This is a genomic window from uncultured Methylovirgula sp. (assembly GCF_947646745.1).
Lineage (GTDB): Bacteria > Pseudomonadota > Alphaproteobacteria > Rhizobiales > Beijerinckiaceae > Methylovirgula.
In genome coordinates this window covers 1-25,390 of the sequence record NZ_CANSHK010000019.1, presented here as the reverse complement: position 1 = coordinate 25,390, position 25,390 = coordinate 1, and the positions used below count along the sequence as shown (strand labels likewise).

27 protein-coding genes and 1 other RNA gene are annotated in these 25,390 nt (G+C 63.9%); 21 read left to right on the top strand and 7 right to left on the bottom strand.

Annotation, left to right across the window (positions count from 1 at the left end):
- The first annotated feature begins 115 nt into the window (after positions 1–115).
- Positions 116–1,513 (top strand): dihydrolipoyl dehydrogenase, encoded by a 1,398-nt coding sequence (gene lpdA, locus Q0025_RS07380; protein WP_297297538.1) that lies wholly within the window; start codon positions 116–118, stop codon positions 1,511–1,513.
- 24 nt (positions 1,514–1,537) lie between these two features.
- Here lpdA and Q0025_RS07375 read toward each other — a convergent pair whose 3' ends face one another.
- Positions 1,538–2,983, bottom strand: a complete 1,446-nt coding sequence (locus Q0025_RS07375; RefSeq protein ID WP_297297536.1) for a short-chain fatty acyl-CoA regulator family protein — start codon at positions 2,981–2,983, stop codon at positions 1,538–1,540.
- Positions 2,984–3,216: 233 nt separating this feature from the next.
- On the opposite strand from Q0025_RS07375, the gene aceA reads away from it, so the two are divergent.
- Together aceA and rpmE are read left to right on the top strand one after the other, a co-directional pair.
- Entirely contained in the window at positions 3,217–4,527 is a 1,311-nt protein-coding gene (gene aceA, locus Q0025_RS07370) for an isocitrate lyase (RefSeq protein ID WP_297297534.1), read from the top strand.
- Positions 4,528–4,640: 113 nt separating this feature from the next.
- A complete protein-coding gene (rpmE, locus tag Q0025_RS07365; RefSeq protein WP_297297532.1) occupies positions 4,641–4,874 on the top strand; it encodes a 50S ribosomal protein L31 in 234 nt (77 codons plus the stop codon).
- A 43-nt stretch (positions 4,875–4,917) separates the two neighbouring features.
- On the opposite strand, the gene Q0025_RS07360 is transcribed toward rpmE, so the two are convergent.
- Positions 4,918–5,442, bottom strand: coding sequence for a DUF1465 family protein (locus tag Q0025_RS07360; protein WP_297297530.1), 525 nt, complete (start codon positions 5,440–5,442; stop codon positions 4,918–4,920).
- Between the two features lie 308 nt (positions 5,443–5,750).
- The gene (locus tag Q0025_RS07355; protein ID WP_297297528.1) at positions 5,751–5,957 is read right to left on the bottom strand and encodes a DUF1192 domain-containing protein; all 207 of its coding nucleotides are present in this window, start codon (positions 5,955–5,957) and stop codon (positions 5,751–5,753) included.
- A gap of 274 nt (positions 5,958–6,231) precedes the next feature.
- On the opposite strand from Q0025_RS07355, the gene Q0025_RS07350 reads away from it, so the two are divergent.
- The 3 genes from Q0025_RS07350 (at position 6,232) to Q0025_RS07340 (ending at position 8,859) form a co-directional block, all read left to right on the top strand.
- Complete coding sequence (locus Q0025_RS07350; protein ID WP_297297526.1) at positions 6,232–6,933, top strand: cell cycle transcriptional regulator TrcR; 702 nt, start codon at positions 6,232–6,234, stop codon at positions 6,931–6,933.
- A gap of 167 nt (positions 6,934–7,100) precedes the next feature.
- A complete protein-coding gene (locus tag Q0025_RS07345) occupies positions 7,101–7,415 on the top strand; it encodes a hypothetical protein (protein ID WP_297297524.1) in 315 nt (104 codons plus the stop codon).
- Positions 7,416–7,500: 85 nt separating this feature from the next.
- The gene (locus tag Q0025_RS07340; RefSeq protein WP_297297522.1) at positions 7,501–8,859 is read left to right on the top strand and encodes a L,D-transpeptidase family protein; all 1,359 of its coding nucleotides are present in this window, start codon (positions 7,501–7,503) and stop codon (positions 8,857–8,859) included.
- On the opposite strand, the gene queC is transcribed toward Q0025_RS07340, so the two are convergent.
- Complete coding sequence (gene queC, locus Q0025_RS07335) at positions 8,860–9,579, bottom strand: 7-cyano-7-deazaguanine synthase QueC (RefSeq protein WP_297297520.1); 720 nt, start codon at positions 9,577–9,579, stop codon at positions 8,860–8,862.
- A gap of 122 nt (positions 9,580–9,701) precedes the next feature.
- On the opposite strand from queC, the gene ffs reads away from it, so the two are divergent.
- The 12 genes from ffs to Q0025_RS07275 all read left to right on the top strand — a co-directional run bounded on the left by ffs (position 9,702) and on the right by Q0025_RS07275 (position 20,652).
- An RNA gene (ffs, locus tag Q0025_RS07330) (signal recognition particle sRNA small type) lies at positions 9,702–9,798 on the top strand.
- A 93-nt stretch (positions 9,799–9,891) separates the two neighbouring features.
- Positions 9,892–11,688, top strand: a complete 1,797-nt coding sequence (locus Q0025_RS07325) for a DNA polymerase III subunit gamma/tau (RefSeq protein WP_297297518.1) — start codon at positions 9,892–9,894, stop codon at positions 11,686–11,688.
- A 10-nt stretch (positions 11,689–11,698) separates the two neighbouring features.
- Positions 11,699–12,019, top strand: coding sequence for a YbaB/EbfC family nucleoid-associated protein (locus tag Q0025_RS07320; protein ID WP_297297515.1), 321 nt, complete (start codon positions 11,699–11,701; stop codon positions 12,017–12,019).
- A gap of 1 nt (position 12,020) precedes the next feature.
- Complete coding sequence (recR, locus tag Q0025_RS07315) at positions 12,021–12,626, top strand: recombination mediator RecR (RefSeq protein WP_297297513.1); 606 nt, start codon at positions 12,021–12,023, stop codon at positions 12,624–12,626.
- Between the two features lie 226 nt (positions 12,627–12,852).
- Positions 12,853–14,757 (top strand): methyl-accepting chemotaxis protein, encoded by a 1,905-nt coding sequence (locus Q0025_RS07310; RefSeq protein WP_297297511.1) that lies wholly within the window; start codon positions 12,853–12,855, stop codon positions 14,755–14,757.
- A 55-nt stretch (positions 14,758–14,812) separates the two neighbouring features.
- Positions 14,813–15,178 (top strand): response regulator, encoded by a 366-nt coding sequence (locus Q0025_RS07305; protein ID WP_297297509.1) that lies wholly within the window; start codon positions 14,813–14,815, stop codon positions 15,176–15,178.
- A gap of 17 nt (positions 15,179–15,195) precedes the next feature.
- Entirely contained in the window at positions 15,196–17,367 is a 2,172-nt protein-coding gene (locus Q0025_RS07300; protein ID WP_297297507.1) for a chemotaxis protein CheA, read from the top strand.
- Complete coding sequence (locus Q0025_RS07295) at positions 17,364–18,266, top strand: protein-glutamate O-methyltransferase CheR (RefSeq protein ID WP_297297505.1); 903 nt, start codon at positions 17,364–17,366, stop codon at positions 18,264–18,266. The genes Q0025_RS07300 and Q0025_RS07295 overlap by 4 nt, the downstream gene beginning before the upstream one ends.
- Entirely contained in the window at positions 18,263–19,333 is a 1,071-nt protein-coding gene (locus tag Q0025_RS07290) for a chemotaxis response regulator protein-glutamate methylesterase (protein ID WP_297297503.1), read from the top strand. Before Q0025_RS07295 ends, Q0025_RS07290 begins: the two co-directional genes overlap by 4 nt.
- Positions 19,312–19,701 carry a response regulator gene (locus tag Q0025_RS07285; protein WP_297297501.1) on the top strand — a complete coding sequence of 130 codons (390 nt, stop codon included), beginning with the start codon at positions 19,312–19,314 and terminating at the stop codon, positions 19,699–19,701. Before Q0025_RS07290 ends, Q0025_RS07285 begins: the two co-directional genes overlap by 22 nt.
- The gene (locus Q0025_RS07280) at positions 19,698–20,258 is read left to right on the top strand and encodes a chemotaxis protein CheD (RefSeq protein WP_366939412.1); all 561 of its coding nucleotides are present in this window, start codon (positions 19,698–19,700) and stop codon (positions 20,256–20,258) included. Before Q0025_RS07285 ends, Q0025_RS07280 begins: the two co-directional genes overlap by 4 nt.
- Positions 20,259–20,271: 13 nt before the next feature.
- Positions 20,272–20,652, top strand: a complete 381-nt coding sequence (locus tag Q0025_RS07275) for a hypothetical protein (protein WP_297297499.1) — start codon at positions 20,272–20,274, stop codon at positions 20,650–20,652.
- 28 nt (positions 20,653–20,680) lie between these two features.
- On the opposite strand, the gene Q0025_RS07270 is transcribed toward Q0025_RS07275, so the two are convergent.
- The 3 genes from Q0025_RS07270 to Q0025_RS07260 form a co-directional block, all read right to left on the bottom strand.
- Positions 20,681–21,484, bottom strand: coding sequence for a quinoprotein dehydrogenase-associated SoxYZ-like carrier (locus Q0025_RS07270; RefSeq protein WP_297297498.1), 804 nt, complete (start codon positions 21,482–21,484; stop codon positions 20,681–20,683).
- Between the two features lie 92 nt (positions 21,485–21,576).
- A complete protein-coding gene (locus Q0025_RS07265; RefSeq protein WP_297297495.1) occupies positions 21,577–22,536 on the bottom strand; it encodes a quinoprotein relay system zinc metallohydrolase 2 in 960 nt (319 codons plus the stop codon).
- A gap of 33 nt (positions 22,537–22,569) precedes the next feature.
- Entirely contained in the window at positions 22,570–22,908 is a 339-nt protein-coding gene (locus Q0025_RS07260; RefSeq protein ID WP_297297588.1) for a carboxymuconolactone decarboxylase family protein, read from the bottom strand.
- A gap of 122 nt (positions 22,909–23,030) precedes the next feature.
- Between Q0025_RS07260 and Q0025_RS07255 the strand changes: the two genes are divergently transcribed.
- From Q0025_RS07255 to Q0025_RS07245, 3 genes are all read left to right on the top strand, one after another.
- Positions 23,031–23,594 carry a TetR/AcrR family transcriptional regulator gene (locus tag Q0025_RS07255; protein ID WP_297297493.1) on the top strand — a complete coding sequence of 188 codons (564 nt, stop codon included), beginning with the start codon at positions 23,031–23,033 and terminating at the stop codon, positions 23,592–23,594.
- Positions 23,595–23,614: 20 nt separating this feature from the next.
- Complete coding sequence (locus Q0025_RS07250) at positions 23,615–24,166, top strand: PQQ-dependent catabolism-associated CXXCW motif protein (protein WP_297297491.1); 552 nt, start codon at positions 23,615–23,617, stop codon at positions 24,164–24,166.
- Positions 24,167–24,251: 85 nt separating this feature from the next.
- A partial coding sequence (locus tag Q0025_RS07245) for a (5-formylfuran-3-yl)methyl phosphate synthase (protein ID WP_297297489.1) occupies positions 24,252–25,390 on the top strand: 1,139 nt, incomplete at its 3' end.

Genomic DNA, 25,390 nt, shown 5'->3' with positions numbered 1-25,390 from the left:
TGCACGCCGTCGTTGCGAGCGAAGCGAAGCAAGCCAGAGCAAAGGTTGGATTGCTTCGTCGCTCCGCTCCTCGCAATGACGCCCTTGCTTCCGGGTTCCAACTGAAAGCATATTCATGGTTTACGATCTCATCGTCATCGGCACCGGCCCGGGCGGCTACGTCTGCGCCATCCGCGCCGCGCAATTGGGCCTGAAAGTCGCCGTCGTCGAAAAGCGCAAAACCTTCGGCGGCACCTGCCTCAACGTCGGCTGCATTCCGTCGAAAGCCCTGCTCGCCGCCTCGGAAAAATTCGCCGAGGCGGATCATGCGCTGGCCGGTTTCGGCGTGATCGTCGACAAGCCGCGGCTCGATCTCAAAGGCATGTTGAAGCACAAGGACGAGACCGTCGCCGCCAACGTCAACGGCGTCGCCTTTCTCTTCAAGAAGAACAAGATCGAGACCTTCATCGGCACCGGCCTCATCAAAAAGGCTGGCGACGTCGAGGTGACGGGCGAGGACGGCAGCAAGCAGGTTTTGCAGACGAAGAACATCGTCATCGCCACCGGCTCCGAGGTCACGCCGCTGCCGGGCCTTGCGATCGACGAGAAACAGATCGTCTCCTCGACCGGCGCGCTCGAACTCGGCAAAGTGCCGGGCAAGCTCGTTGTCGTCGGCGGCGGCATCATCGGCCTTGAACTGGGTTCGGTCTGGCGGCGCCTCGGCGCCGACGTGCTGGTCGTCGAATTCCTCGACCACATTCTCGGTACGATGGACGGCGAGGTCGCACGGCAATTCCAGCGCATGCTCGAAAAGCAGGGCTTCGAATTCCTGCTCGGTCACAAAGTCCTCAAAGCCGAGAAATCGGGCGCCGGCCTCAAAGTGACGATCGCCCCGGCCGAAGGCGGCAATGAAATCATCCGCGATGCCGATATCGTGCTTGTCGCGGTCGGCCGCCGGCCCTTTATCGAGGGTCTCGGGCTCGAAGCTGCGGGCGTCGCGACGGAGCGCGGCCGGGTTGTCATCGACGATCATTTCGCCACCAATGTGCCGGGCATCTACGCGATCGGCGATGTCGTCCGCGGGCCGATGCTGGCGCATAAAGCCGAGGACGAGGGCATTGCCGTCGCCGAAATTCTCGCGGGCCAGCATGGCCATGTGAATTACGAAGTGATTCCCTCTGTGGTCTATACGATGCCGGAGATCGCCTCGGTCGGCGCGACCGAGGAAGAGCTGAAGGCGAAGGGCATCGCCTACAACATCGGCAAGTTTCCCTTCACCGCGAACGGCCGCGCCCGGGCCAACCGCCAGACCGAGGGCTTTGTCAAAATTCTTGCGGATGCGACGAGCGACCGCGTGCTCGGCGCGCATATTGTCGGCGCCGGCGCGGGCGAAGCGATTGCCGAACTCTGCGTGCTGATGGAATTCGGCGGCGCGGCGGAAGATCTGGCCCGCACCTGCCATGCGCATCCGACGCTCTCGGAAGCCATTCGCGAAGCCGCGCTCGCCGTCGGCAAACGCGCGATTCATATTTGATCCCGCCGTCTCGCGCCTGAAGTTTCACAATTCCCGGAACGCAAAAGGCGCGATCGTCCGCATCGATTCATCGACATGCAGCGGGCGCAGCGCCGGCGGCGCGGCGCGCTGCGGGCAAGCGGTGCGCTCGCAGAGTCGGCAATTGACGCCGATCGGCGTCGCCTCGATGGCATTGAGATCGAGCCGCTTGGCATAGACGAGGCGGCTGGCGTAGCGCATCTCGCAGCCAAGCCCGATCGAATAATGTGCCTCGATGGCGCCATAGGGGGTGACGGCCGGCCGCACCGTCCGCGCAATCGAGAACCAGCGCGAATTGTCGGTGAGCTCGATCACTTGCGTCTGGACCTTGCCGGGCTCGGCAAAGGCCGCATGAAGATTCCACAGCGCGCAGGTGCCGCCGAATTGCGCGAACGGGAAGCGGCCCGAGGCCAGCCTCTTCGAGACATTGCCGGCCGCATCGACGCGCAGCATGAAAAACGGGATGCCGCGCGCCGTCGAACGGCCGAGCGTCGTCAGCCGATGCGCGATCTGCTCGTAGCTCGCGCCGAACTTCGCCCCCAGCAGATCAAGATCGTAACCCGAAAGTTCCGCCGCTTCATGGAACTTGCCATAAGGCATCATCAACGCCGCGGCGAAATAATTGGCGAGCGTGATGCGCATCAGCCGCCGCTCGACATCGCCTTCCGGCAATAAGCGGACGGCAATCTCGTTGAGCAGCGCATCGTAATCGGCGAAGGCGAGTTGATGCGCGGCCTGGAATACGCGTCCCGGCGGATCGAGGATTTCGGAAATCATCAATTGCCGGCGATGATGATCATACCAGCGCAGCCGTTCGCCCATGACTTCGAGCGGCAGGATGCGCACGCGCACGCCATGGCGGGCGCGCAAATGCTCGCTGATCGCGTAGAAGAGTTCGTGCCCCGTCAGCGCGAAATCGGATGCGAGCGATTCGGCCGCCGCGTCGACGTCATCGAAATGATTGCGCTGCGTATGCAGCACCGCACGGACGCGATCGACGGGGCTTTCGCGCAAGATCGCCTCGGTGCGGTCGGCATCGGCGCGCTCGTTGAGGCTCGTCTGGCTCGCCTCTCGGGCGGCGACATAAGCACGATAAAGCCGCTGCATGGCGGCGAGCAGAAAGGGTGAGTTTTCCGCCGCATCCTGGACCTCGGCGCGCGGCACGCCGGCGTCACGCAACACCGGATCGGTGAGAAGCTGTTCGATCTCGCCGACCGTCTGATTGGCCTCGCCTTCCATGAACTCGCGCGGATCGAGGCCATAGACGTCGGCGAGGCGGATGAGAACCTGCACGGTGATCGGCCGCTGGTTGCGTTCCATCAGGTTGAGATAGCTCGCGGAAACCTCGAGCTCCTCGGCCATGCGAGCCTGCGTAATCTGCCGCTCGCGGCGCAGCCGCTTAAGCCGGGCACCGGCGAAAATCTTGCGCGAGGCCACGCTTTGATCGGTCATGCCGCGAGATTAGCGAAGTAAAGTTATTTACACAATGACAAATTTACAGCAGATCGAATTTACAGAATAACCCGATTTCGCACTACCGAAGGGTTGCGAAGGCAGAGGTTTTCCTAGCTATACGAGGCAGAGATCGCGGACTTCAACCGCGCCGATTGTCAATCGCTGTTAAGTCGTGAAACAACTCGCGAGGTCGGCTCGCGGGGCGATCTGATGTTTACTCGGAGAGGACAATGAGCAAAGCAGTCACTTTTGAAGATTTGGTGCCGTCCGCACCCAAGGGCCGGTTCGATGGCATTCGCCGCAGCTACACCCCGGCCGACGTTCTGCGGCTGCGCGGCTCGTTCCCGATCGCCCACACGCTCGCCGAGCGCGGCGCCAACCGGCTCTGGGAGCTTATGCACAAAGAGCCCTTCGTCAATGCGCTGGGCGCGCTGACCGGCAACCAGGCGGTGCAGCAGGTTCGCGCCGGCCTCAAGGCCATCTACCTCTCCGGCTGGCAGGTCGCGGCGGACTCCAATGTCGCCGGCGCCATGTATCCCGACCAATCGCTTTATCCGGCGAATTCCGGTCCCGAGCTCGCCCGCCGCATCAACAATGCGTTGAAGCGCGCCGACGAGATCGAGCATGCCGAAGGCAAGATGACGCGCGATTGGTTCGCGCCGATCTTCGCCGACGCGGAAGCGGGTTTCGGCGGCGCCCTCAACGTCTTCGAGATCATGAAGGCCTATATCGACGCCGGCGCGGCGGCGGTCCATTTCGAGGACCAGCTCGCGTCGGAGAAGAAGTGCGGCCATATGGGCGGCAAGGTGCTGATCCCGACGGCGCAGCATGAGCGCAGCCTGAACTCGGCGCGTCTCGCCGCCGACGTCAGCGGCGTGCCGACGATCGTCGTCGCCCGCACCGATGCGGAATCGGCCAAGCTCATCACCTCGGACATCGACGAGCGCGACCGCCATTTCATCGAGAAGGACAGCCGCACGGCCGAAGGCTTCTTCCGCCTGAAGCCCGGCACCGGCCTCGACCATTGTATCGCCCGCGGCATGGCCTATGCCGAGGTCGCCGACGTTCTTTGGTGGGAGACGTCGCATCCCGATCTCAACGATGCCCGCAAGTTCGCCGAGGCGGTGCATAAGAAGTATCCGGGCAAGCTCCTCGCCTACAATTGCTCGCCGTCGTTCAACTGGCGCGCCAAGCTCGATGACGCGACGATTGCCAAGTTCCAGCGCGAATTGGGCGCCATGGGCTACAAGTTCCAGTTCGTGACGCTCGCGGGCTTCCACGCGCTGAACCTGTCCATGTTCGACCTGGCCGATGGCTATCGCGATCACGGCATGGCCGCCTATACCAAGCTGCAGCAGGCGGAATTCGACGCCGAGCCGCGCGGCTATTCGGCGACCCGCCATCAGCGCGAAGTCGGCACCGGCTATTTCGACGCCGTCGCTGAAGTTCTCTCGGGCGGCCAGTCCTCGACGACGGCGCTGGCCGATTCGACCGAGGCCGACCAGTTCCACGGCAAGAAGAAGGCCCACGCGGCCGAATAAGGGCGTCATAGGCCGCTTGTGAGCGGCGCGCGAAAAGGTTATAGGGGCGCCTTCCGCCTGAAGGCGCCCTTATTTTTCGGCCCTTGGCCGTCTCAACCCATCTGGATCTGACGATGAAACCGGAAGGTCATCCGAACTATCACTTCATCAAAGTCGTCGCGACCGACGGCTCGGAATTTTACACCCGCTCGACCTATGGCGAGGAAGGCGCGACGCTGAACCTCGACATCGATCCGAAGACGCATCCGGCCTGGACCGGCGGCTCGCAGCACCTGCTTGACCGCGGCGGCCGTCTGACACGCTTCAACTCGCGCTTCGGCAATCTCGGCATCGGCGCCAAGAAGTAAGCCTCTACTTCTCGCTTGAGAATGGCGGCTCCGGCAGGGCCGCTTATTCGGTGCAGGCGAAGGCGGCGCGGAGCAGTTCGAGCTGCGGCTCGAGCGGGCGGGCGCGGCCCGGCTTTTCGTCGGCCGGCTGATAGATCACCCGATCGAGATGCAGGATGCGGCCTTGCAGCCGCAACGAGCGATCGACGATGTCGAGCAGGCGCGGCGGCAGTTTGGCGAGCGCCTCCGGGCTCGTCGCCGATTGCTGCTCGCTCAAGCGGACCTTGCGCTTCTCCGACGCGGCCTCGCTCTGGGTCAATTCGCCTTCATTGACCGCCCGCTGCAGCAGCAGCCAAGAGGCCGCCTGCATCAGCCGCGTGGTCAACCGCATGCTCTCGGTTGCGTAGGCAAGTGCCGCAAGACGCGGCAAAAGCTTGGCTTCCTCGCGTCCCTCGCCGTCGAGATAATTGGCGGTTTCCTCGACGAGCGCCATGCCGTCGCGAAACAGGGTCTTGAAGGACTCGGATGCAACCAGACGGTTGGCGAAGGAAACGGCGGCTTCTTGCGGACTGCTCGACGGCTGAATCATGCGCGGACCTGAACTCATTTCGGACGGGATTTTCCGCCGCGAATATTACGGCCTTTGGCCGGGCCGCGGGCATTAAGTTTTGAGTAAGGTTAATGCGCGAGCAAGCGCAAAAACGCGCGGCGGCCGCGAAGAAAGAGCCGCCGAAGCGGCTCTGGGGAAGTTGGTGTTGGGGAGGGAGAAACCGCGGGCTGAGGCCGGCGGCAGGTGCCAGTTCTTCACCGGCGGCCTTAGTGCTAAGCCCAAAAATCTAATAAAAGGTTACGAATTGTCCGCCCGGACCGGCGCAACCGTGGGTTCCCATCGGGCCTCTAGGAAAGCGGCTTGAAAAAGGCTGCCGCGCCGGCCCGGCCGGCCTCCTTCCCGCGCCGCGCTTCCTCAAGCCGGCCGATCTCCGCCTTCAAAGCCTCGATCCGCAGGTTCAATTCCTCGATCGAAAGATCATCGAGCGGCTGGCCGAGGCTATGCTCCGGCGGCTTGCGCTGCGGCGCGAAAGGATCGTCATCGTCACGGCTCATCGCTCGCCCTTGTGTTCAAAGTGCCGGGTTTTGTGGGTCGGGACATTTATCGGCATAATTTTGCTTGGGAATGATTATATTCAATGGAGAATGGCCCACATTGCTTTGCGTGGCCGGGTCGCTTAAGAAATATCGATCCCCACAATTTGGACGTTAGGTGCGGTGTTATGGCCGCGCTTAAGTTTGTCCAACCGCATCCCAGGATGCGGATGCCCTATTCCGGTCTTGGCCGCGGCCCCCTGCGCGCTGGCGCCGAGACCAAGAGGAGACGAGAATGAACGACGCACCGCTCATGCCCAAGGCGACGGCCGTATGGCTCGTCGAGAACACTTCGCTCAGCTTCGATCAGATCGCTGCCTTCTGCAAATTGCACCCTCTTGAAGTCAAAGGCATCGCCGATGGCGAGGTCGCCGCCGGCATCAAGGGTCACGACCCGATCACCTCCGGCCAATTGACCCGCGAGGAGATCGCGGCCGGCGAGAAGGACCCCGAACATCATCTGCAGCTCGCCCATTCCAAAGTGCGGCTGCCGGAGATCAAGCGGGCGCGCGGGCCGCGCTATACGCCGCTGTCGCGGCGCCAGGACCGGCCGAACGCCATCCTCTGGCTGTTGCGCAACCATCCTGAGCTCAAGGACGCGCAGATCATGCGGCTCGTTGGCACGACCAAGACCACGCTGCAGGCGATCCGCAACCGCACACATTGGAATTCGGCAGCGCTGACGCCGATGGACCCCGTGACGCTTGGGCTTTGCTCGCAGATGGACCTCGATTTCGAGGTCAACCGCGCCGCCAAGGAACGCGTCCCTGTCGAGGAGGATCGCAAGCAGACGCTGGTTCCGGCCGAGATCACGACGGCGCCACACGCCGAGGAAGGCCGCGAGGGCGAAGTATTTGCCCAGAAGCCGGCGCCCGCGGCGCGGGACGAGGACGAGGATATCGACGTCGAATCCGTCTTCTCCAAGCCGAAAGCGTAGAGCGCCGGACCGACAAGGCGTCGCGGTTTCGGACAAATCGAAGGGGTTAAGCCGGCTTAGGGACGCCCGGCGTCGCGGCGAGCGGCCGGCGGCGTCGCTTAAGGAAGAGGCAAGCTTAGCCCGCCATTGTCCGGTGAATCGCGGCTCGGCCGCCCGGAGCCGGATCGATGGCGGAGAGAGCAAAGAAAACGATAGGCTGCGGGCTCGGCCTTGTCCTCGCGAGCCTTTCTATGGGGCACGCCGCGGCAGCCGACCTCGACCGGCCCTATTACCGGCACCGGCCGCTGCCGCCCGACGTGGCTTTTCTGCCGCCGCCGCCGAGCTGCAAGCTCGTACCGGAGCCGCAGATGAACCTCTTCAACGAGGTGACGCGCTATGGCGTCCAGCGGGTCTGCATCACCCGCGGCGTCTATACCGACAGCTACTGGCCCTATGCGCCGCCTTATTGGTGGCCAAATCCGCGCAAAGGCTATGGCTTCTGAAGCACCCCCCGGTTGAAGTAACCAGCGGATAAGGATAACGCTTTTAGATGGCGGCTTGGCCATGGGGGCCTCAGGTCGAGAGCGAATGCCGATGCCGTTCCATTTTGCCCGCGGGAAGCTTGCCGCCTTCGCTTTATGCGCCGGCTTTCTTGCTGCGCTCGGCGGCTGCGTCGGCGAAGACGATTCGACCGACCTTGTTGTCGACCGCGCCTACGCGCCGCTTTCGCCGCAAATGCTGGCCTTGATGCAAGCCAAGGGCACGAGCCCGCAGGCGCCGGTCCTCTTTCGCACCTATAAGAAGGAAGCCGAGTTCGAAGTCTGGAAGATGCGCTCGGACGGCCGCTACGTCTATCTCAAGACCTATCCGATGTGCCGCTGGTCCGGCCAGCTCGGCCCAAAGAAAAAGCAGGGCGACCGGCAGGTGCCGGAAGGATTCTATGCGATCTATCCGGCGCAGATGAATCCGCATTCGAATTATTATCTCTCGTTCAATGTCGGCTATCCGAACCTCTATGATCGCGTCCACGGCTATTCCGGCGATTCGATCATGGTGCATGGCATCTGTTCGTCGGCCGGCTGTTTCTCGATGACCAATCCCGAGATCGGCGAGATCTATTCGATCGCGCGCGAGGCCTTCGCCGGCGGCCAGCCCGAGATCCAGATGCAGTCGATGCCGTTCCACATGACGGCCGAGAATTTCGCCAAATACCGGCTCGATCCGAACATCGACTTCTGGCGCGAGCTGAAAAAGGGCACCGACAATTTCGAAGTGACCAAACAAGAAGTCGCGGTCAACGTCTGCGACATGCATTATGTCTTCAACGCCAAGCCGGCGATGGGCCAAAGTTTCGACCCGAGCGGACCTTGCCCGTCCTTGCAACGCGACGAGATGGTGCATGATGAAGTCGTCGCCAAGGAAGCGCGCGACGATGCCAGAATTGCCGAGCTCGTCGCCGGCGGCCTGCCTGCCGTTCATACGGTCTACGCCGACGGCGGTCAGAACCCAACCTTCCGCACGCAGAAGATCGAAGACGTCAGCCGGCCGGAAGCGCTCGCGCAAGGCCCGGTCGATGTCGCGATCAAGCATCACGGCCGGGCGCCTACGGCGGCGCAATTGAAGGCGGCGCGCGCGAAAGATCTCGCCGCGGCGACGGTGGCGGAGAAAAAGGCCGCCGCGCTGCGCCTGGCACGCGGCGAGACCGAACCCGTCGATCCGCAGCCGACCGGCGCGACCGCAACGACCGCCCCGAAACCCGGGGCGAACAAACCGTTGCCTTTCACGAACTTTTTCGGCTTCAACAAGCCGGCCGCGCCGTCCGCCCCGGTTGCGCAAGCAGTGCCGGTCGCCGCCACGGCGCAGACGACACCCGCGCCGGCGCAGCCCGAGAGTGCCGCTCCGGCCGCCTCGGCGCAGACGAGCCCGGCCCCCGCAGCCAATCCGTGATCACGCCGGTCGGCCGGTTTTGGTAGCCGCCTCGGCGCGATATTTCGCCCAGCCTCGTGCACGCAAGGTGCAGGCGGGGCAGGTGCCGCAGCCATAGCCCCATTCATGCCGCATGCCGCGCTCGCCAAGATAGCAGGTGTGCGTCTCTTCGAGGATCAGGTCGACAAGCGCCGGGCCGCCGAGTTCCTCGGCCAATGTCCAGGTCGCAGCCTTGTCGAGCCACATCAACGGCGTTTCGAGGCTGAATTTCGCCTCCATGCCGAGATTGAGCGCGGTCTGCATCGCCTTGATCGTGGCATCCCGGCAGTCGGGATAGCCGGAGAAATCGGTCTCGCACATGCCGCCGACAATGTGCTGCAGGCCGCGGCGATAGGCGACCGCCGCCGCAAAGGCGAGAAACACAAGATTGCGGCCAGGGACGAATGTGTTCGGCAGGCCGTTCGCCTCGATGGTGATGGCGACATCGCGCGTCATCGCGGTCGCCGAAATCTGCCCAAGCACGCCAAGGTCGATCAGATGGTCGTCGCCGAGCCGCTGCGCCCAGAGGGGATCGATGGTTTTGATCTGTTCGCGGATCCGGCCGCGCTGATCGAGTTCGATGCGGTGGCGCTGGCCATAATCGAAACCGATCGTCTCGACATGGTTGAAACGCGCCAGCGCAAAAGCGAGACAAGTCGTCGAATCCTGACCGCCGGAAAAAAGCACAAGCGCCTGCGTCATCGGAACTCTCGCTGAGACACGTCATAAGCCGCTGTTTTGACGTATAGACTTCTGGTGCGCGGCAGCAAGATTCAAGCCTTCGCGGACTTGCGGATTTGCCGGGCCTGGTCCAAATAGGGGCCGGGAGGTTGGCGGTGGACGCACCACTCGCCAACCGGGTCAGGTCCGGAAGGAAGCAGCCCAGACGAGACCGGGCGGGTTTCTGTCCAGCCTCCCACCTCTTGATTTTGAAGCGCTGCGTCGTTGCGAGAAACGCAGCGACAGGCCGGACAATGGGCCGGGCCGCCTGCTCTGCTCGCAATGACGGGCTGAATGGCCGAGGATCACAGCACGGAGCCTTCCCTTCTGCCGGCCGGCGAAACCCCGGCCGTGCCTTATCGCGTGCTGGCGCGCAAATACCGGCCGGCTAATTTCGACGATCTGATCGGCCAAGAGGCGATGGTCACGACGCTGTCGAACGCCTTCGACCTCGGCCGGATCCATCAGGCCTATATCCTGACCGGCGTCCGCGGCGTCGGAAAAACGACCACCGCCCGCATTCTCGCCCGCGCCTTCAATTACGAACTTCCGGCGCATGACACCGCGCCGGCCGTCAATCAGCCGACGATCCACATGCCGCAGCTCGGCGTGCATTGCCAGGCGATCATCGAATCCCGCCATGTCGACGTGATCGAAATGGATGCGGCCTCGCATACCGGCATCGACGATATTCGCGAGATCATCGACAACGCCCGCTACCGCCCGGTTCTGGCGCGCACCAAAGTCTACATCATCGACGAAGTGCATATGCTCTCGAAGGCGGCCTTCAACGGTCTGCTGAAAACGCTCGAAGAGCCGCCGGACCACGTGAAATTCATTTTCGCGACGACCGAGATCGAGAAAGTGCCGGTGACGGTGCGCTCGCGCTGTCAGCGCTTCGATCTGCGCCGCATCGAGGCCGACCGGCTTGTCGCCCATCTCGCCAGCATTTGCGCCAAGGAGGCGATTGCCGCCGAGCCGGAGGCCTTGGCGCTGATCGCCCGCGCGGCGGAGGGCTCCGTCCGCGATGCGCTCTCGCTGCTCGACCAAGCGATCGCGCATGCCAAGGGCAGCCTGCGCAGCGAAGTGAAAGCCGAAGATTTGCGTCAGATGCTCGGCCTTGCCGACCGCACGCGGCTCATCGAGCTTTTCGCCGAGGTCATGCGCGGTGATATTGCCGCGGCCCTCGGCGCGATGAAAGCACTCTATGATGCTGGCGCCGACCCGCAGCGCGTGCTGAGCGAACTGGCCGAATTCACCCATGTCGTGACGCGGCTGAAACTCGTGCCGGAGACGGCAAAGGATCCGGCGCTGAGCGAGGCGGAGCGGGTTCGCGGCGGCGACTTCGCGCAAAAGCTGTCGCTGCCGGTGTTGACCCGCGCCTGGCAATTGCTGCTGAAAGGCCTCGCCGAGATCAAGGATTCGCCGCGGCCGCTCGCCGCCGCCGACATGATCCTGGTACGGCTCGCCTATGTCGCCGATCTGCCGACCCCGGACGAAGCCCTGCGCCGGCTCAGCACTACGCCGCAAAGCGCCGCTCCGGCCTCGGCGCCGGGGCGCGACCCCGTCTCAGCCGGACCTTCGGCAACCTTCGTTTCACGCTCGAGCCGAGCGACGCAACCCGCTCCGTCGCCGCGGGCGCAACAAGCCGAACCGGGGCTGCGTCTCGCCCGTTTCGAGGATGTCGTGGCGCAAGCAGGCGCCGTGCGCGACATTCAACTGAAGCTGGCGCTGGAGCGCGATGTCCGGCTCGTGCGCTTCGAGGAGGGCGCCATCGAATTCGCGCTCGCTCCCGGCGCCTCGCCGCAGCTCGCGCCGACCTTGACGCGGCGCCTGCAGGAATGGACCGGCCAACGCTGGATGGTCGCGATCTCCCGCGAGGCCGGCGCGCCGAGCCTCAAGGAGCAGACCGAAGCCGCGGCCGCCGCCAGCTTGCACGGTGTGCGCGCCGAGCCGCTTGTCCGCGCGGTCTTGGCTCAATTTCCGGGCGCCGAGATCGTCGCCGTCCGTGAGACGGAGCCGGCGGAGGGCGCGGCAGCGGGCGAAGACATCGCCTATATAGATTCGGCAATCACCGAAGACGATTTGTGAGGACCACGACATGGCCGGAATGTTCGATCTGATGAAGCAGGCGCAGGCCATGCAGGCGAAGATGCAGGAGGTGCAGGCGGAGCTCGAGCGGGTCGAAGTCGAAGGTCAATCGGGCGGCGGCATGGTTCGCGTCACCCTGACGGCGAAAGGCCAGATGAAGGCGATCGCGCTCGATACGACGCTGTTGAAACCCGACGACAAGGACATGCTCGAAGACCTGATCGTCGCGGCGCATGACGATGCGCGCAAGAAAGCCGAGCGGTTGACGGAAGAGCGGATGAAAAGCCTGACGGCCGGCCTGCCGATTCCGCCGGGCCTGAAACTCTTCTGACATGGCCGAGCGCATCGCCGGTCCAGAGATCGAGCGGCTTATTCAATTGCTGGCGCGGCTGCCTGGCCTCGGGCCACGTTCCGCCCGGCGCGCCGCGCTGCATCTGATCCGCAAGCGGGAGGAATTGCTGGGGCCGCTCGCCGACGCAATGCAGGTCGCGCGCGAGCGGATCGTCGTCTGCACGAGCTGCGGCAATGTCGATTCCTGCGATCCCTGCACGATCTGCCGCGACACGCGCCGCGACGGCAAGCTGCTTGTCGTCGTCGAGACGGTTGCCGATCTTTGGGCGCTGGAACGCGCCGGCGCGCTTTCGGCACGCTATCATGTTCTCGGCGGCACCCTCTCGCCGCTCGACGGCATCGGCCCGGACGATCTCAATCTGAAAAGTCTTGTCGATCGCGTCGCGCGCGATCAGGTCGGCGAAGTCGTGCTCGCCGTCAATGCGACCGTCGACGGCCAAACGACCGCGCATTACATCACCGACCTTCTGGCGCCGCTTGCCGTGCGCGTGACACGGCTGGCGCATGGCGTGCCGGTCGGCGGAGAACTCGATTATCTCGACGAAGGCACGCTGGTCGCGGCGATCCGCAGCCGGACCGACTTTTGACTTGCCCGCCGCGCGGCGCTCGCACCTTGTTTAAGCAATAGGAAGCGAAAAACCGCAACCGGCCCTGGCTGCTTCGAATTTATTCACTCTTTTCGCCTAAAACTTTGCTGGGCTGCGTGGGGCAGGGGAATTTCCGCTCATCAATGGTCGACGGTCGCCATACTCTTGGCGCCGACGCCCCCGGCCGCGTCGCGAAAGTCGCGACGATCGCTTAAGGGAGGCTGGCGTGGCGTCGAAAAATATCGTCATTTCAAAAAAGCTCATTGTCGCATTCGCCGCCGTTCTCGGCGTCGTGGCGATGACATCGGTGGTCATCGAGGTCGCCATCCATCATACCGAAGGGGCGATCCAATCGCGCGATTCCGCCTTCCGGCTGGTCGATCACATCGACGAGGCGCTGGCTACTCAATACGACCTCAGCAGCACCAGCCGCGGCTATCTTCTGTCCGATGACAAGGCGCGTTTTCGCGAGCTTTACGACGCCGCGGCGAAATCATTCGGCGAAGACATCGCCGCCGCTCGCGCCGAAGCCGGTGACGATCCCGAGATGACCGCCGCGATCGACCGGTTCGCCGCCGCCAACGCAACCTGGCAGCGCGAGGTCGGCGATCCCGAAATGCAGTTCGGCGGCGATCCGCAGAACGCGCCGCAAGCGACGGCCATCGCCAAATCGGCGGCCAGCATCGAGACGATGAAGCAGGTTCACGCCGCCGGCACCGATGCGCGCACCAAGGCTGAAACGATATTGGCGGCAGCCGAAAGCGCGCAAGGCAGCGCCCTCTGGTTCGTCCATCTCGCCCAGATCGTCGGCGGCCTCGTTGCACTGCTCGTTGCCGGCTACGCCGGCTACCAATTGGAGCGCCGCATCGCCTTTCCGATCCGCATCCTCAACGATTGCATGAAGCGGCTGGCGCAGGGACGCCTCGACGTCGGCGTTCCGCCGCTGGGCGAAGGCGACGAGATCGCCGAAATGTCGCAGCGCGTCCAGGTGTTCAAGGACAATGCGGTCGAAAAGGCGCGGCTCGAGGCCGAAGCCGAAGCGGCGCGCAAGGCGGCCGAGGCCGATCGTGCCCGCCAGGAGATCGAGACGCAGCAATATATCGAGGCGCATAACGTCTTCGTCTCGTCGATCACCGAAGCCCTGCAGCGGCTCTCGGACGGCGATCTGACCTTCCGGCTCGCCAAGGCCTTTACCAGCGAATACGAGAAAATCCGCGGCAACTTCAATGCCTCGATCGAGAAGCTCCAGCAGGTGATGGTGCACGTCAACACCAATACGCAGGCGATCCGCTCGGGCACCCAGGAAATCTCCACGGCGGCCGACGACCTCTCGCGGCGCACGGAACAGCAGGCCGCGTCGCTCGAAGAAACCGCCGCGGCGCTCGACGAGATCACCGCGACGGTGCGCAAGACGGCCGACGGGGCGATGCATGCGCGCGAATTGGTCTCGACGGCGAAGTCCGATGCGGAAAAAGGCGGCGGCGTCGTCCGCCAGGCGATCAATGCGATGAGCGCGATCGAGAAATCCTCGCAACAGATCGGCCAGATCATCGGCGTCATCGACGAGATCGCCTTCCAGACCAACCTGCTGGCGCTCAACGCCGGTGTCGAGGCCGCACGCGCGGGCGACGCCGGCCGCGGCTTCGCAGTCGTCGCCTCCGAAGTGCGCGCCTTGGCGCAGCGCTCCGCCGAAGCGGCGAAGGAGATCAAGGGCCTGATCTCCGCCTCAAGCACGCAGGTCGAGCAGGGCGTCGATCTCGTTGCAGAAACCGGCAAGGCGCTGGAGCGCATCTTTGCGCAAGTCGCCGAGATGGATTCGATCGTCGCCGATATTGCGACGAGCGCGCGCGAACAGGCGACCGGTCTGCAAGAGGTCAATACCGCCGTCAATCAAATGGATCAGGTGACGCAGCAGAATGCCGCCATGGTCGAGGAATCGACCGCCGCGAGCCATACGCTGTCGCTCGAAACCGAAGAATTGACGAAGCTCGTCGGCCGCTTCCAGGTCGGCGATGTCGAGACGCCGCGCAAGCAGCCGGTCAAAAATGCTGCGCGCCCCGCGTTCAAGACGGTGGCTTCGCGCGGCGGTGCGGCGCCGAAGCCGGCGAATGACGAGTGGGAAGAATTTTAAGTCCCGCTCGGCACAATATCCGACAAGACCAAATGATTTCCGAAGGGCCTCAACGATGACCAAGACCATTCTCACGGTCGACGATTCGCGCACGATGCGCGACATGCTTCTGCTGACCTTATCCGACGCCGGCTACCGCGTTATCCAGGCGGAGGACGGTATGCACGGACTCGAGGTTCTGGCCGGAGAAAAGCCGGATGTGATCGTCACCGATATCAACATGCCGCGGCTCGACGGCTTCGGCTTTATTGAAAAGGTGCGCCACGATGCCAATCATCGCGCCGTACCGATCCTCGTTCTGACGACCGAAAGCGACGCCGAGAAAAAAGATCGCGCCCGCCGCGCCGGCGCCACCGGTTGGATCGTCAAGCCATTTGATCCCACCAAACTCGTCGCCGCCGTCCGCCGCGTCGCCGCCTGACCCATCGGGAGCAAGCCATGGACCCGATGGCGGCCATCAAACAGACCTTCTTCCAGGAATGCGAAGAGCAGCTTGCCGAATTGGAAGCCGGTCTGCTGGCCATGGAAGGGGGCGACAATGATTCGGAGACGGTGAATGCCGTCTTCCGCGCCGTCCATTCCGTGAAGGGCGGGGCGGGAGCGTTCAGCCTCGAAGATCTCGTCCGCTTTGCGCATGTGTTCGAGACAGCGCTCGATCATGTTCGCGCCGGCCGGCTCGAACCGACGCCGGAGGTGCTCAAAGTCCTGCTGCGCGCCGCCGATGTCCTCGCCGATCTCGTCCGCGCCGCCCGCGACGGCGGCAGTGTCGACGAGAACCGCAGCCAGAAGCTCGCCGATGAATTGCGCGCCTTGAATCCGGGCGACGCGGCCGAACCCGAGGACGATCTGTCGGGGCTCGAGTTCCAGCCGGTGCATGCCGTCTTCGACTTCGACGAAGACGAGCCGGCGCCGGCGCCGGCGGACAATGTCTTCATCATCAAGTTCAAACCCAAGCCGAGCCTTTATGCCAAGGCGAATGAGACGGCGCTGATCCTGCGCGAACTCGGCGAACTGGGGCCGATTGAAACATCCTGCGATGTTTCCGACCTGCCGCTCTTGAGCGAGCTCGATCCGGAAGGCGCCTATCTCGCCTGGACGATCAAGCTGACGACGCCGAAGAACGAGGATGCCGTCCGCGATGTGTTCGATTTCGTGACCTGGGATTGCGATCTCGAAATCATCAATGAAACGGCCCCGACGGGACCAGGCGGCGGCGGCATCGACGATGAGCTTGCCGCGCTCTTGGCGCGCGTCCAAGCGTCCGAGCCCGACGCGCCCGACGCCGCGCCCGAACCAATCGCAACAAGCATTCCGACGCCGGACGTCTCTGAACCGACCGAGCGCGCAACGCAGGCAAAGGCGGCCGCGGCCAAACCGAGTGGCGAGGCCGACGCCAAGGCCGCGCCGACCATCCGCGTCGATCTCGACCGCGTGGACCGGCTGATCGACCTTGTCGGCGAGCTCGTCATCAACCAGGCCATGCTGGCGCAGCGGGTAACCGAGGCGGGCCTAGCCCGCGCCTCCGGCATCGTCATCGGCCTCGATGAACTCGAACAGTTGACGCGCGAGATTCAAGACAGCGTGATGGCGATCCGCGCTCAGCCGGTGAAATCGGTATTTCAGCGCATGCCGCGGCTCGTCCGCGAGCTTGCGGCGATGACCGGCAAATCGGTACGCCTCGTCTCCGAGGGCGAGGGCACCGAAGTCGACAAGACGGTGATCGAGCGATTGACCGATCCGCTGACGCATATGATCCGCAATGCCATCGATCATGGGCTCGAAAAGCCGGAGGCGCGTATCGCCGCCGGCAAGCCCGAGGAAGGTACAGTGCGGCTCTCCGCGCTGCATCGTTCCGGCCGCATCGTCATCGAAATCTCCGACGACGGCGCCGGCATCAACCGACCGCGCGTCAAGCAGATCGCGATCGACAAGGGCCTGATCCCGGCCGATGCCCAGCTCACCGACGAAGAGGTCGACAATCTTATTTTTCTGCCGGGCTTCTCCACCGCCTCCGAGATTTCGGACATTTCCGGCCGCGGCGTCGGCATGGACGTGGTGAAACGCTCGATCCAGGCGCTCGGCGGCCGTATCTCGATCAGCTCGCGGCCCGGCAAGGGTTCGACCTTCACGATGAGCCTGCCGCTGACGCTGGCCGTGCTCGATGGGATGGTCGTCACCGTTGCCGATCAAACCCTGATCGTTCCGCTCACCGCGATCGTCGAGACCTTGCAGCCGAAGGCCGGCGAAGTGCATGGCATGGGCGGTGCGGCGCGGGTGATCTCGATCCGCAGCAAGTTCACGCCGCTCGTCGATATCGGCCGCGAGCTCGGCTATCGCGGCAGCGCGTCCGATCCGCTCGCCGGAGTCGTCATTCTGGTCGAGACCGAAGGCGGCGGCCGCAGCGCCTTTCTCGTCGACGCCATCCAAGGCCAGCGCCAAGTCGTCATCAAGAGCCTTGAAGCGAATTATCGGCATGTGCCGGGCATTGCGGCCGCGACGATCCTGGGCGACGGCCGCGTCGCATTGATTCTCGATGTCGACGCGGTGCTGGCAAAGACCCAAGGCGATGCCCCGCCGGGCGCAAACCCTGGGGTGAGCGAAGCCGCATGACCCGCGCGCCAATCTCCGCGATCGACAACCGGCAAGAGAGCACCGCCATCACCGCCGAATTCGTGATGACGGATGCAGACTTTCGCCAAATCGCCGAGATGCTGCATGCCGACGCCGGAATCCACGTGCCGCGCGGCAAGGCGGCGCTGGTCTATTCGCGCCTCGCCAAAAGGCTGCGCGCGCTCGGGCTGAAAAGCTTCCGCGACTATTGCGAACTCGTCGGATCGAAGTCCGGCGTCAGCGAGCGCCAGCAGATGCTCGCGGCGCTGACCACCAACGTCACCCGCTTTTTCCGCGAGCCGCACCATTTCGAGCATTTGCGCAAGGAGGTCCTGCCGCCGCTCGTCGAAACGGCGCGGCGCGGCGGGCGGGTGCGCTTCTGGTCCGCCGCCTGCTCCAATGGCGCGGAGCCTTATTCGATCGCCCTGACGGTGCTCTCGGTGCTGCCCGATGCGGCCAATTACGACATCAAGATCCTGGCAACCGACATCGATCCGAACATGATTGCCGACGGCACCGCGGGCGCCTATGGCGACAGCTTGATGCAGCCGGTGCCGCCCGATCAGCGGCTGCGCTGGTTTACCGCGACGCGCAATGAATCGGGCAAGGTCTGGACGGCCGGCGATGTCTTGCGCTCGCTGGTGGCGTTTCGCGAGCTCAATCTCATCGGCACCTGGCCGATGCGTGGCAAGTTCGACGCGATCTTCTGCCGCAACGTCGTCATCTATTTCGAGGAGGCGACGCAGGCGCGGCTTTGGAGCCGCTTTGCGCCGCAGCTCATGCCGCGCGGGCGTCTGTATATCGGCCATTCGGAGCGCATCTCTGGCCCCGCGGCCGCTCTCTTCGAGAGCGAAGGCATCACCACCTATCGTTTGCGGCAAAGGGAAAACGGCAAGTGAGCAAGACGAAGGTTCTCATCGTCGATGATTCGCGGACAATGCGGCATCTGATCGGTCAGGTTCTTTCGCAGGACTCGGAGATCGAGATCGTCGGCCAGGCGGCGGACCCCTATGAGGCGCGCGAGGCGATGAAGACGCTCGAGCCCGACGTCATCACGCTCGATGTCGAAATGCCGAACATGAACGGCATCGACTTTCTCTCGAAGATCATGCGGCTGCGTCCGACCCCGGTGATCATGGTGTCCAATCTGACCGCGCGCGGCACCGAGGCGACGATCAAGGCGCTCGAGATCGGCGCCTTCGATTGCATCGCCAAGCCGGTGCCCGGCGATAGCGAAATGTTCCCCGGCCTTGCGGCGAAAGTGAAAGCCGCGGCCGCGGCGCGCATGCAGGTCCTGAAGCCGCAGCTCAAGGAGGATGCCGTAACGCCGGTGTCGCGCGGCGTGCTTTACGAGCCGGACGGCAAGATCGTCGCGATTGGCGCTTCGACCGGCGGCGTTGAAGCCCTGATCGCCGTGGTGTCGAAATTTCCGGAGAACTGCCCGCCGACCGTCATCACCCAGCACATGCCGGCGACCTTCACCAAGAGCTTCGCCGACCGGCTCGACCGGCTGTGCGCGCCGCGCGTCGCCGAAGCGACCGAGGGCGCGCCGCTGCTCAAGGGCCATGTCTACCTCGCGCCGGGGTCGGTGACGCATCTCGAGGTTGCGTCCGGCCGAAGCCTGACCTGCCATCTCAGCAGTGCTGGTCCGGTCAATGGCCATCGCCCGTCCGTCGATGTGATGTTTCGGTCCGTGCAGGCCGCGGTCAAGTCCAAGGCTGTTGGCGTTATTCTCACCGGCATGGGCCGCGATGGCGCCGATGGGCTTTTGGGGCTGCGTCAGGCTGGCGCCAGCACCATCGGCCAGAATCGCGCAACCAGCCTTGTTTACGGCATGCCGCGTGTCGCCTTTGAAATCGAAGCCGTCGAAAAACAATTGCCGCTCGAAAAGATCGGCGGCGAAATCCTGCGGCTCACCAACCGGAACGAGGAAGGAGGGCGAGCATGCCGTTCGCATCTGCCATAAGGGCGATGATCGTCGACGACCAGCTCACCAGCCGCGCGTTGATCCGCGACGGATTGCAGCAGCTCGGAATCCAGGACATCGAAATGGCTTCGGACGGCGAGCAGGCGCTGAAAGCACTGCTGCAGAAGCCGGCCCATCTCGTGATTTCCGACCTCAACATGCCCAAGCTCGACGGCCTGCAATTTCTGCAAGCCGTGCGGGCCCATCCGACGACGCAAAAATCGGCCTTCATCATGCTGACCGGCCGTGGCGACCGCGCCTTGATCGAGCGCGCGATCAAGCTCGGCGTCAACAATTATCTCGTCAAGCCATTCACGATCCCGGTGTTGAAAGGCGCGATCGAAGCCGTCTTCGGAAAGCTGAAATGAATCGCCATCGCGCTGCCCCCGGAACCGACGAGACCGACGCCCCGCAGCAGAAAGTGCATATCGTCCAAGGCGAATATTTCGTCTCCGACGATCCGAATGTCGTGTTGGTCACACTGCTCGGCTCCTGCGTCGCCGCCTGTATCCGCGATCCGGTCGCAGGCGTTGGCGGCATGAATCATTTTCTCCTGCCGGGCTCCGACAAAGCAACGCACAACGGCGATGCCGAGCGCTACGGCGTGCATTTGATGGAACTGCTGGTCAACGGCCTGCTGCAACGCGGCGCTCGCAAGGACCGACTCGAAGCCAAACTCTTCGGCGGGGCGCGCACGATCGAGAATCTCTCCGATATCGGCCGGCAAAACGCGACCTTCGCCGAGCGATTTCTAAAGGCTGAGGCGATAGCATTTGTCGGGGGCAGTTGCGGCGGCGAAAACGGCCGGCGGCTTCAGTTCTGGCCGGTCTCGGGCCGGGCGCGCCAAGCCTTCATCGCCGGCAAGGAAATACCCATCGTCGTGGCGCCACCGCCACGGGCCGATGGCGACGTCGAATTCTTTTGAGGACCGAGCCCGGATGTCGATCAACCCCGCAGACGCCGCCGCACCAAGCGTTCCGATCGCCGATGTCACCGATCGCGTCGGCGAGGCGCTCAGCCATGTGGGCGAGGCCGTGCACCGCTTGCAAAGCCTGATCGCGCCGCTGGTGATCGAGGCCGCCGCGCGCAATCCGGCGCATTTGCGCGAATTGCAGGACTTCGATCACATTTCCCAGAAGCTGAAGAATCTGGCGGATTTTCTCGGCGCTCTGGCGCTTATCCTGCCCGACCATTGGCGGCTCGATCCCAGCGTCGCGGCCAAAGTCCTGACGCTGGCCGATCTTTCCAATCATCTCACCTTCGCTGATGCCAGCGAAGGTGAGACGCATACGCCCGGCGATTTCGAATTGTTCAATTAAGCGCCGCGCGGCAGCTTAAATGGCCGGTTTACATGGCGGGTCCGACGGCGCCGTCCTTGGCGAACTTTGTGCCCTTCGTATCGGCGGCCGTGATTTTCATCTCGGCGGAACCGTTCGAAAGATAATCGAAGCGGAAATTCGGATCCTCCGAGATCGAGATGCCGCCGGTTACCGCGAAGATCAGATCATTGCCCTGGCTCACCCGCAGGGCCTCGATATAGCGCGCCGGGACATAGAGGTGCGTCGCCGCGTTCATTTGCATCCCGGTATTGTTGGGATGTTTGATCATGACCACTGCTTCCTTGCGGCGCGCATCGGCGTTGACATATTCCGGCTTGATGCCACGCAGGCGGATCGTGCCGAGGGGCGGCCCACCCGCCGTATCCATCCCACCACTAGGTGCCGAGCAGCCCCCGGCTGCGGCAACGAAGGATTCGCTGACATAGAGCTTGCCGTCGACGGTCTCGGCGACCGCATGGATCTTGGTGTTCTGATTGACGCGCACGCGCGTCTCGATTTTGGTGACATCGCTCTTGGGGCCGAGTTCGAAAACGGCCGCGACCGGCGAAGGATTTTCATCGATGACAAGCGTCACCTTCTTCACCCGGTGCGGATCGCTCAGCGGCAGATCGGGATCGGTGTAATTCATGTGCAAAGTCACCGGCACCAGCGCCGCATCTTCCGCCGACAGCGGCGTGCCGAGCTTGATGATCGTCCCGTCTTCGGTCAGCGTCTGATGCGGGAACAGTGCATCGACGAGGCCCTTCCAGGTCTCGCCTGGAGACGCATTGGCGGCCCGTGCCGGCGACAGAGCCACGCAACCTAAAGCCATGATTGCGGCCGTAGCCGCCAGTCCTTGCCATCTGCGCATGGTCGTTTCTCCCTTTCTCCCTAGCCTGTATTATATCACGTCCATTCGCGACTTCACTGCCATTCGAGTTCGGCGTAGCCGGCGGTGGCGTTGCGCGGGTTATAGATGCCGAAGAGCTGCCATTTCGAGGCTTCCGACTGGCCGGCCTCTTTGGCTGCCTGGTTAATGTCCGCGCCGCGCGCGATGAATCCCCGCAAATCCTGCGTCAGTTTGGTGAAATAAGTTTTTTCCGCTGCGAGCGCCTGCGGCCAGTCGACATCGACGGTCCCATGTCCGGGCACGACCCGTTTGGCTGGGATTTTCGCCAGCGCCGGCATGGCCCTCATCCAGCCGAGAACGCTGGCGTCGACGACCGGCACATGCTGCAGAAAGACGAGATCGCCGGTAAACAAGGTCGCTGTCTTCTCGTCGAAGATGGTCACGTCGCAATCCGTATGCATCGGCGGCCAGGCGCGCAGATCGATCAGGCGATGACCCAGATCGAGACGCACATCCTTGCCGGGGCTGACAAGCAGCGTCGGCGGCACAAGCTTGATGCCGTCAACGAGAGCCGGCGTCATCACGCGCCGCCATGTCGCAAGATAGGCCGGGCCGCGCTCGGCCATGGCGCGCGGCAGATTCATGTGACCGACGAAGGTCACCCCGGGCGCGGCAAAGGCGGCATTGCCGAAAATATGGTCGGGATGCTCATGCGTATTGATGACATAGCGGACCGGCTTCTGCGTCACGGCTTCGATCGCTTTTTTCAGCCGTTCGCCGATGATGCGCGCGCCGCCCGTATCGATGACGGCAACGGCCTCGTCGCCGACGATGAAGCCGAGATTGGCGATGTCGCCGCCGCTTGCCGCATTCATTGCCGTCACCGGCGCCTGATGCGCGTAGACACCAGGCGCAATCTCGCGGACCGGCAGCGGCGTGATTGCGGCGCCTTCGCCACGGGCCAGGCCAAGACTGCCTAGCAGAGTGAGGGCGAGGAGCGTCAGCGCCGTGAGCAAGGTCGGATGCTTTGCCATCAAGCCCCCGTGCTTCGCCGCCGCTTGGCCACCTTAGCCTGCCGTGCTGTCGAAAGCATCGACGGCGCGAGCCGAATAGATCAGCGCCGCACCCTCGTTGAGGGCTATGGCGACACCGAGCGCCTCGACGAGCTGCGCTTTCGTCGCGCCGGCTTTGCGCGCCGCCTCGGTATGGAAGGCAATGCAGCCGTCGCAGCGTGTCGTCACGGCGACGGCAAGCGCAATCAGTTCCCGCGTCTTCGCGTCGAGCGTAGCGGGCGTCGGTGCCGCCTTGGACAGGACGTCGTTGCCCTTCAGAAGGTCGGGGCTGATCTCGGCTATGCCCTCGAGCGTCCTGCCGAGCTGCTGGCGGTACCCCGCCCAATCTACCATCCGCTGGGTCATTCTCTCTCCTCTAGCTCCCTACCTTCTAGTCGGTAGTTTTGCGATCGTCAATCTGGCGCGTCGCCTTTTCTTCGGCTTGACGGCTCTGCCTATCAGTAGGTAGGTAAACTATGCTTCCCGATACGCGCGACAAATTGGTGGGCGAAGCCGAGGTTCTGGTGCGCCAGCGCGGCTGGTCCGGTTTCAGCTATGCCGACCTTGCCGAGGCCGTCGGCCTGCGCAAAGCGAGCATCCATCATCATTTCCCGACCAAGGAAGACCTCGGCGCCGCGCTGATCGCGGCCTATAGCGCGCGCTATGACCGCGCACTGGAGACGATCGTCGCCGACAGTGAGGACGGCCTGGCGCGCGTCGAGGCCTATGCCAGTCTCTATCTGCATGGACTCGAGCAGGAGCAGGGCTGTCTTGCCGCGGCGATGGCGTCGGAACTCGCGATCTTGCCAGAACGCATGCGCGACGGCATCGCGATTTTCTTCCGCCGGCATATTGCCTGGCTGCAGCGTATCCTTGCCGAGGGCCGCGCCAATGGCACGATCGGCGCGGACGTCGAACCGGCGCAGTCGGCGCGGCTGGTCGTCGCGACGCTTGAGGGGGCGCTGATGATGGAACGCCTGCTCGGCGGCCCGCCGGGCTTCCACGAAACGCTGGCAGCGCTGCGCAAAAGTTTGGAATAAAAGAGCCGGGGAGCCCTAGGATGAGATCGAGCCGTTTCGCCGCCATTTTGTTTCTGTGTCTTTCGGCCGCGGCCGCCCAGGCCGATCAGGCGGCGCCGGAGCCCGCCGGCTACCGGATGTCCGACTTTCGCGGGACGGTGCCTGCGACGCTCGACGGCCAGCCGGCTTTGAGCGTTGCCGAAGCGCATGCCCTTTGGGAAAAGAAGGCCGCGGCCTTCGTCGATGTCCTGCCGCAAGCGCCGAAGCCTGCCGGCCTCGCGCCCGGCACGCTCTGGCGCGATAAGCCGCGTTTCGACATTCCCGGCAGCATTTGGCTGCCGGATACCGGCTATGGTGCGCTGGCGCCGGTGACGCTGGATTATTTCCGCCGCGGGCTGAAACAGGCGAGCGGCGGCGACCTTGCGCGACCGCTCGTCTTCTATTGCTCGCACCATTGCTGGATGTCCTGGAACGCCGCCAAGCGCGCCAAAACGCTGGGCTATGCCCATGTGCTTTGGTATCAGGAGGGTACCCAGGGCTGGGAAGCCAGCGGCTATCCGCTGAAAGAACAGGTTCCTTTCCCCCGCCCCTGACCCCAGAATTGGCCTCGAACGCCTTGTCGTATAGAGAAGGCCGAAGATCAGGCGGCCGCTTGCCGCCGCGGAGAGTTGGTGCCCGATGACGCTGATGCTTGCGAGCGTCGCCGACGCGGCGGAAGCCGAAATCGCGCTGATCGAAGGCGCCGATATTCTTGACCTGAAGGACCCGGCGGCGGCGCCTCTTGGCGCGCTCAATGCCGCGGCGATCCGCGCCGTTGTCGCGGCGGTCGGCAAGCGCCGGCCGGTGAGCGCAGTTGCCGGAAACCTTGCCTCGCCCGCGGAGCTTGCCGCCGCGACGCGGGAAATTGCGGCAACCGGCGTCGATTACGTGAAAGTCGGCCTCTTTCCTGGCGAGACCGATGCCTTGATCGATGCGGTGAAACCGATCGCGACGCAGACAAAACTCATCGCCGTGCTCTTTGCCGATCAGGGCGCCAATCTTGCGCTCATCCCGCGTCTCAGCGCGGCCGGGTTCAAGGGCGTCATGCTCGATACGGTTGGCAAGGACGGAAAGCGGCTGATCGACCATCTCGACATTTCCGCTTTGCAGCGCTTCCTCGACCTCGCCCATGCGGCCGGCTTGAGCGCCGGCCTCGCGGGCTCGCTCGAAGCCCCCGACATCGCGCGCCTGCTGCCGATCGGCCCCGATCTGCTCGGCTTTCGCGGCGCTCTGTGCGGCGGCAAGGACCGGGCGAAAACGATCGATGCCACGCAGGTACGCCTGATCCGCGATCTCATTCCGCGCGAAAACACCGCCGCCGATCTCGGCGACGAATTCAAGGTCGACTGGCGGCTCTTATCGGCGCGCGGCTATGCGCCCGGCCGCGATGAAGCGGTCGAGACAGACCGCGTCTTCGTCCACGATCTCGTGCTGGCGGTTTCGATCGGCGCTTACGATTTCGAGCGCAACAAGACTCAGCGCGTGCGCTTCAACATCGACGCCGACGTGCGCCGCGCCGGCCATCTCGCCGAGGATATGCGCGATGTCTTCTCGTATGACGTGATCGTCGATACCATCCGTCTCGTGTTCTCGCGCGGCCATGTCGATCTCGTCGAGACCGTTGCCGAGCGTGTCGCCGATGCGCTGCTGGCGCATCCGCGCCTCGTCGCGATCAAAGTCCGCGTCGAAAAGCTCGACGTGATCGACGGCAGCGTCGGGATCGAGATCAGCCGCGCCCGGGCGAGCCAGGCCGGCAAGCTGCACCAACTCTTTGCTGA